Here is a 7,046-nt window from a genome sequence, read left to right as displayed (position 1 = left end):
CGTTAATGCGGGATAAATATCGACTTGACTTTTTCGCTAAACCCTTGTAAGCATCCATTTCTTTTCGTTTTGCCACGTAATTCAAAACTCTCCCGTCTTGTTTTCTCTCTATTTTTTGTCACTCGCATTAGAAATGCTAAACTGTATAATGACTCTTATTAAACTTATATATAGACTTGCTAGTAAATTTTCATACTGATTATTCCTTTCTGCATGCTGTAATACTTAATAGACAACCTAAATAATAAAGTTGTTCCACATTTACAAAAAAAATAATTAACTATAAGATGAAATAGGCTACATAAGGGAGGGTTCTATGTTACATACAAAAAGATGGAGATTTTTTGCGGTTCTTTCTATTGTAGGTTTGATTTTGCTAATTTTATTAAAAATCAACTTTATTTCAATTACTATCGCAACTTCTTCAGCTGAAAGAGGAAAAATACTAGATCAAAATGGAGTAATACTAGCTACGGATAAGAAAGTTAAGTCTATATATTGCACCTTTAATGATGAAAAGATATCGAAACAAGATACAGCAAACACATTAGCTTTTTTCAATCAATTTTCAAACGAGTTTCAACATGACATTTCGGCAGAGGACATAAAATTACAATTACAACAATCTTGTAAAAAGCAGACTATGAATGATTTACCGTTATACTCTGACATAAATGAGAGTGAACTTACATTCATAAACAAGAACAAACCCAATAATGTAATAATTAAAGATGAATGGATTCGATATTATCCTAAACACGAAGTTGGTTCACAGCTAATTGGGTATGTAGAAAATGACCTTAATTCTAAGTATGGACCTGTTGGAAAAAGTGGGATTGAGCTTCAATATGAAAATGATTTAAAAGGAAAACCCGGAAAAACACTGATTTTTAAAATGAATAATAAAAAATTCTTATGGAACATTCAAAAAGTTCAAAAAGGAAAAGATGTCCAGCTAGCTTTAGACTCTAAATTGCAACAAAAAACAGAGGAAGCATTAAGATCTCAAATTCAGAAAATACGTGATGCTAAAGCTGGTTATGTTGTAGTAACCGATGTAAAAACTGGCGCAATTTTAACTATGGCCAACTCAGCAGTTTTTGATCCAAATATATTACATACATCACATGAAAAAGAAAACATTAAATCACTTTCGCAAAATAAAGCAATTCAAAAATTAAAGTATGGTGAATCTTATGTAAATATGGCCTCTACTATAAAACCACTTACTATTTTAATTGGATTAAACGAAAAGCTTTTTCAACCTGAAGATACTTATTTAGATAAGGGTACTTTTCAGTATGATAATCAAAATAACATTACGAATGCACCTGGAACGCCAATAGGTAAGATTACACCGCGGCAGGCTATCATTAATTCATCTAACACATTTATGACAGCAAAAGTAGCCCTGCCCTTATTCAACCAAAATAACGGGAATATTGAAAAAGTTGCACATATATGGACAGAGTATTTAAAGCAATTTGGCCTTCGTTCTAAAACCGGGATTGATTTACCTTTTGAAGAAGACGGACAATATGAATTTCATCCAACAAACAAGTTTGAAAATGGAATCTCCGCTTTATTAAATGCCTCTTGGGGAGGAAATGAAGTACACACTCCTCTTCAACTCGCCCAATATGCAGCCACTTTAGCTAGTAAAGGTGATAAATATAAACCTCAAATCGTAAATGCTATTATTAGCCAGGACGGTAAGGAAACAAAAAAGTTTAAACCAATTTTAGAAAGTTCAAATCGTTATCCGATGAACTTTTGGAATGTCGTGCAAGGTGGAATGAGTCAAAATATAGAGGAGATTAAAAAGCTGCCCTTTGACGTCGCAGGTAAAACAGGAATTACAGGTTTTCCGAATGAGCAAGCAAGAATGATTAATCATTCTCTTTTCATTGCATATGCTCCTACCAAAGATCCACAAATTGCCGTTTCTGTCGTTATTCCTGGTAGTAATTCAGAAAAAAACATCGCCGCTCTCGTTACATCAGAAATTTTAGAGTACTGGAATACTCTTCAAAAAGAAAATAAAAATAAAGAGGAAGGTTCATTAAAGTGAACCTTCCTTTTTTACCATATAGAATCTATATTTATTATTTTCCATATACCCTCACGATCCTTTTCGAACATGAATGAATACTTAATATCAGTTAAAACGTACTCTTTTTGTACATATCCAGTATTACCGTTAATTGTCGATATTTTTATATATCCATCATTCTGCACTTTTTCTGGAATCCAAGCTTTTACCATTTCATTAGATACTTCATATAAAACTCGTGATTCTCGCTTTGGTTCAGCTAAAATTTTCGTTTTATTTCCAGTAACAGTTGCATATATAAAATGCGCTTGCTTTGGTTGATTACTTTCTGTCAATCCACTTGGTACTTTATATACTTGCTTTGTATCATTTGTAAATTCTCCCCCCATTGTAAGAGCGACTTGCAACTCATGAAAAATATCTTCATCAAACTTCAATTCATCCTTCTTATAACTCTTCCCTTTAAATAGAACTTCATCATTTAACGCTCTATTTAAGTCATTTTCATTTTTTGCATTTGTACTTTGATATAAATCATTCATAAATTGTTTTAATGTTGGATCTTGAGCAGACTCATCCTTCGTTTTAGGCTTAATTTGAGTGCTACTTTGTACCGGTGATTTATTATCATCAAGCCAAGGTTGTTGAACAATAAAGAATAACATTGTACAAACAAAAACAACTACAATAGGTAATGCTTTTTTTCGAAAAGGTCTTTTATGTTTTACAAGATCCACTTCATTATTTTCGTATATAGACTGCTTTATTTTAAAAATAAACTCTTCTTCATCTTTACGATTCTCCATTGGGCCTTTTTTTAATTTTTTATACCAGTCAGGATTTTGTTTATTGTTCATCACTACTACCCTCCCCTATTAATTTTGAAACCTTACTTCTCGCTCGGCTTAATCTAGATTTTACAGTTCCAATGGATACTCCTAGTGTTTCAGACATTTCTTCATAAGATAATTCATATTTTGCGTCCAATATAATTATTTCACGGTGTTTTTTAGGTAGTTTTAATACAACATCCCACACTTCATTCATTTCCTCTTGATTAAAAAATTCTTTTTCTGCCGATGGAGATTGTTTATCATCATTAAAAAATCCTATTAAAGAAATCCTTTTAAAATAAGAGGATTTCAAATAGTTTATTGCCGTATTTCTTGTGATTTTTAATATCCACGTTTTAATAGATGACTCCTTTCGAAATGAATCCCAGTTTTTATATACCTTTATAAATACATCTTGCGTAATATCATCTGATAAGTGTGGATCTTTCGTAATAATAAATGAATAATTCCATACATCTTGCCAATAATCGTTTATAACATAGTCAAGCTCATCATGATTACATTTTTCAATAAAATTCTGTTCCATTTCCACACCTCGTACTTATTCGAATAAACATAAAACTACCCTCGCTTTTATTATGGTTTCAATATATAGACAAGATACAAGTTGTATTTGTTCCCTTGTTTATCTTTTTTTAATAAAAAACCCCTCCTAAAAATGTAAAGGTGTGTAATTACTTTCATAAAATAATCAGCTATATATTCTCTCACATGACAGGCTCTAAAAAAACAAGTAACGCATACAAAGTTAAAAATACACTCATAAAAATCTGATTATTATTTGTGCATTTCACGCAATACTCTACTTGTATTACCTTTTTTTCTTAGAGCATACTTATTTGTGTGCTCTATTTATATTTTACTAAATAACTGTTTTTTTAAAGTTTAAAACTCGTCCATTTCAATTTGTTTCACTCTTCTATTTACTATCAGCAATGTTACTCTTTCAAAAATAAAGATGAGGTATCAACCTTCTACACCCACAACAAAAAGCATTCTCGATTAAGAAGAATGCTTTTTTGAAGCTTAGTTGTATTTTGTTTGCTCAATTTATATCTTTGTATTAAGCAAACAATGAATGTAGTAAAAGATTTCTCTTTATAATTAATTATTATTTCTGGAAAATATGTTTTATTTTCTCACCTGGAACATTGCTCCCCCCTCTTCCTTTTACATCTTCAATCATCATCGTAACAATCATGTCGGGCGCATTTGCATCAAAAGCTGCAAACCATCCCAGTTCTTTTCCGTCTGCTTCTTTTGACTCTTTCAGTTCTGCTGTACCGGTTTTACCAGCAAGAGTTATACCATCAACCTTAGCAATTCTCCCCGCGCCATCAGGGTCATTAATGACTTTTATTAATGCACTCTTTAATATCTCTTGATTCTTTTTAGAAACCACATTTTCTTTCCAATTCCCTTCTACTTTTGCTTCTTTTAAAAGATGAGGCGACGGAATATTCCCTTCATTTACAATCGGTGCATATGTTAATGCTAAATGAAGTGGTGTCATTAATACTTGCCCTTGTCCGTATCCCGTGTCTGCTAGTTGAATATCATTTTTTATCCCATCTCTAGCAATGATTGAAATAGGAAATTCGTATTCAATTGGTAATTTTTCATGAAATCCGTATTTCTTAAATTCATTTACATACTTATCTTTTCCCATCTTCAAGGCTTGTTGAGCAAAATAAATATTATCAGAGTACTTCATTGCCTTGTCAAAATCAATTGGACTTGCATCCTTCACACGTGTTACATAATAATTTCCCCACGAGGAATCTTTTGTCCACTTTAATCCTTGAATATTAAATTCTTCCTTAGGTTTTATTGTGTTTGTTTCCAAACCAATTGCACCTGTAATCGTTTTAAATACGGAACCTGGTACAAATGCTTTTGTGAAACGATTCGTCATTGGTAGTTTCAAGTCGTTATTCCATGCTTCTCGTTGGGCCTTTGATGCTCCTCTAACTATTGTATTTGGATTATAAGCAGGGCTACTTACAAGCGCGATTGTTTCACCTGTTTTAGGATTGACCGCTGCACTAGATCCTGCTTCATTTTTCATCTCATTATAGATTTTCCCTTGAATTGCAGCATCAATTGTTAACGTAACATTTTCCCCTGCTTTCGCTTCTTTTTTTGCTACGTTTTTAATCTCTTTCCCATTCTCATCTTCTATAAATACGCGTCCACCCTTTTCACCACGTAATGTATTCTCCAGTACTTTCTCTAAACCTGTCTTACCTATTAAATCATCAGCTTGATAACCTCTATTTTGAAGCGATTTTAACTCCTCTGCATTCACCTTTCCTATATAGCCAGTTAAATGTGCCGCTGCTTCTCCTAATGAATATGTACGAACATTTACTGGGCGAGATGATACTCCTTCTAATTCAATATAATCGTTCTGTCTAGTTCCCTCTTTTAAAATACCAATTGGTACAAAGGAATCTGGTTTTATCCATTTTGCTGTAAGCTTCTGATCGACCTCTTCTATAGACATATCCAGTAACTGTGCTACTATTTCTTTTGTTTGAGCCGCCATTTCGCCTAGTTTCTCTGGAATAATTCCAACCTCAGTCGCTTTACCATTCGTTGCAAGACCTTTCCCATTTCGATCGTATATTTCTCCACGTTTTCCTTGTTCTATTTGCATACGTACTTTGTAATCTTTTTTCATACCTGGAAAAATGAAATCTGGTGTCCAATCTATTTTCCAAGATTCTTTTTCTTTCACAAGTTTTGCTTCATGGATAAATGAAGCTTTTCCTCCATCCGTATCCATCTTAACTTCAAAAAGAAAAAGTTCTTTATCTTTAGCATTCTCTCCTTTCGTTTTAACTTTTAAATTCTTAACGCCAATACCTTCATAAATTTTTTGATATTTCTCTGTGAATTCCTTTTTAGAAATCGTTTTTTGGGCATGATCTGATAAACGATCATACATATTTGCAAATTCTCTATCATTCCATAAATTTATATATTCTTCAAATGCTTGTTTTGGCGATTCGTTTTTATTACATCCCACCAATATAACTGCAAAACAAAAGAAAAGCAGCATCCATAATTTTTTCAATTCAATCTTCTCCCTTAGTTAAAAATGTTTATTCCTTTCTTAATAAATTAAATAAAAAATGTTTTAACTCTTAATAGACAGTGTAAGTAATGAAATTGTTCCACATTTACCAAAAAATTAATTTATGATCAAGTTACATTCGAAGGAGAAGATTTTAAGGTTCTTACAAACAATAGAAGCGGATCTATTTAACACTATTATTTAAAATATCTTTTTGTTTAGGTTCCTTGCTCTTATCCTTTTTGTAAATATTTAACACGAAAAAGGACCCTTATTCTAAGGGTCCTTCAACAAAAAATAACAAAGTGTATACAATAAAAAAGAATTACTTAAAGTTTAATTTATAGACGCTGTATATCTGCTCTTGCGCATCGAGATCCATATGCTGTATGCGACCACTCTAAAGCTTATTTAGAAGAGTCATGTACAGGTAAACTACTATGAATTAATTCAGCAACTTTTACATATCCTTTTGAGTTTGGATGAATTAAATCCGTAGACCAAAGCGTATTATCATTAACTAATGGATGATTCCAAAAGTCAACATGATGAAGCTTATACTCCCTACTCAGTGAAAGGATTACTTCGTTTGCCTCTAATAACTGTTCTTTTAAAACTTCTTTTTTTTCAGAAGCAAAAGGAAGCCTGACTGTAAAATCTGGAAGGTTTGCTATAATAATATCAGCACCTGTTTTACTTAATGTATCTATCATAAATTCCATATCGTTCTTATATTCTTGATGATTCCAACGTCCTTTTAATACATCGTTTGCACCTGCAATTAAACTAACCAAATCTGGATTATACGTTAATGCTTTTTCCAATTGCTGCGAGCGAATTTCTTTAGTTACTAACCCACGCTTTGCAAAATTAATATATTCTATATCGTTTACACACAGTTGAACAAAATGATCTACCCAGCTTTTTAATGCAATTCCCTCAACTTCATCCCCTATCCCCTCTGTAAAACTATCACCAATCGATACAAATCGTTTCCACATATGTAGTCCCCCTTTTTGTATTCATATCTACACTATATAATAGTTTACAGCGTATATCT

General features: G+C 32.1%; 5 protein-coding genes. 1 reads left to right on the top strand and 4 read right to left on the bottom strand.

The features are described from left to right. Nucleotides 1-316 precede the first annotated feature (316 nt). Entirely contained in the window at nt 317-2,071 is a 1,755-nt protein-coding gene (locus KI369_RS25260) for a peptidoglycan D,D-transpeptidase FtsI family protein (RefSeq protein ID WP_212958053.1), read from the top strand. Nucleotides 2,072-2,082: 11 nt separating this feature from the next. Here the strand turns inward: KI369_RS25260 and KI369_RS25255 are convergent, their stop codons facing one another. The 4 genes from KI369_RS25255 to KI369_RS25240 all read right to left on the bottom strand — a co-directional run bounded on the left by KI369_RS25255 (nt 2,083) and on the right by KI369_RS25240 (nt 6,987). Further along, the gene (locus tag KI369_RS25255; protein ID WP_212958051.1) at nt 2,083-2,910 is read right to left on the bottom strand and encodes an SH3 domain-containing protein; all 828 of its coding nucleotides are present in this window, start codon (nt 2,908-2,910) and stop codon (nt 2,083-2,085) included. Further along, nucleotides 2,900-3,433: an RNA polymerase sigma factor gene (locus tag KI369_RS25250; RefSeq protein ID WP_212958047.1), complete on the bottom strand. Its 534-nt coding sequence runs from the start codon at nt 3,431-3,433 to the stop codon at nt 2,900-2,902. The genes KI369_RS25255 and KI369_RS25250 overlap by 11 nt, the downstream gene beginning before the upstream one ends. A 585-nt stretch (nt 3,434-4,018) precedes the next feature. Then, entirely contained in the window at nt 4,019-5,986 is a 1,968-nt protein-coding gene (locus KI369_RS25245; RefSeq protein ID WP_212958045.1) for a penicillin-binding transpeptidase domain-containing protein, read from the bottom strand. A 407-nt stretch (nt 5,987-6,393) separates the two neighbouring features. Continuing rightward, on the bottom strand, nt 6,394-6,987 hold the full coding sequence (locus tag KI369_RS25240; RefSeq protein WP_075395618.1) for an SGNH/GDSL hydrolase family protein: 594 nt from the start codon (nt 6,985-6,987) through the stop codon (nt 6,394-6,396). Nucleotides 6,988-7,046 lie beyond the last annotated feature (59 nt).

The organism is Bacillus sanguinis, assembly GCF_018332475.1.
In the GTDB taxonomy this organism is placed as follows: Bacteria; Bacillota; Bacilli; order Bacillales; family Bacillaceae_G; genus Bacillus_A; species Bacillus_A sanguinis.
This window is presented reverse-complemented; position numbering and strand designations above follow the sequence as displayed.

Bases quoted from the DNA above. Each gene is read 5' to 3' on its own strand.
- KI369_RS25240 (WP_075395618.1), bottom strand. From the start codon at position 6,987: ATGTGGAAACGATTTGTATCGATTGGTGATAGTTTTACAGAGGGGATA.
- KI369_RS25260 (WP_212958053.1), top strand. From the start codon at position 317: ATGTTACATACAAAAAGATGGAGATTTTTTGCGGTTCTTTCTATTGTA.
- KI369_RS25255 (WP_212958051.1), bottom strand. From the start codon at position 2,910: ATGAACAATAAACAAAATCCTGACTGGTATAAAAAATTAAAAAAAGGC.
- KI369_RS25250 (WP_212958047.1), bottom strand. From the start codon at position 3,433: ATGGAACAGAATTTTATTGAAAAATGTAATCATGATGAGCTTGACTAT.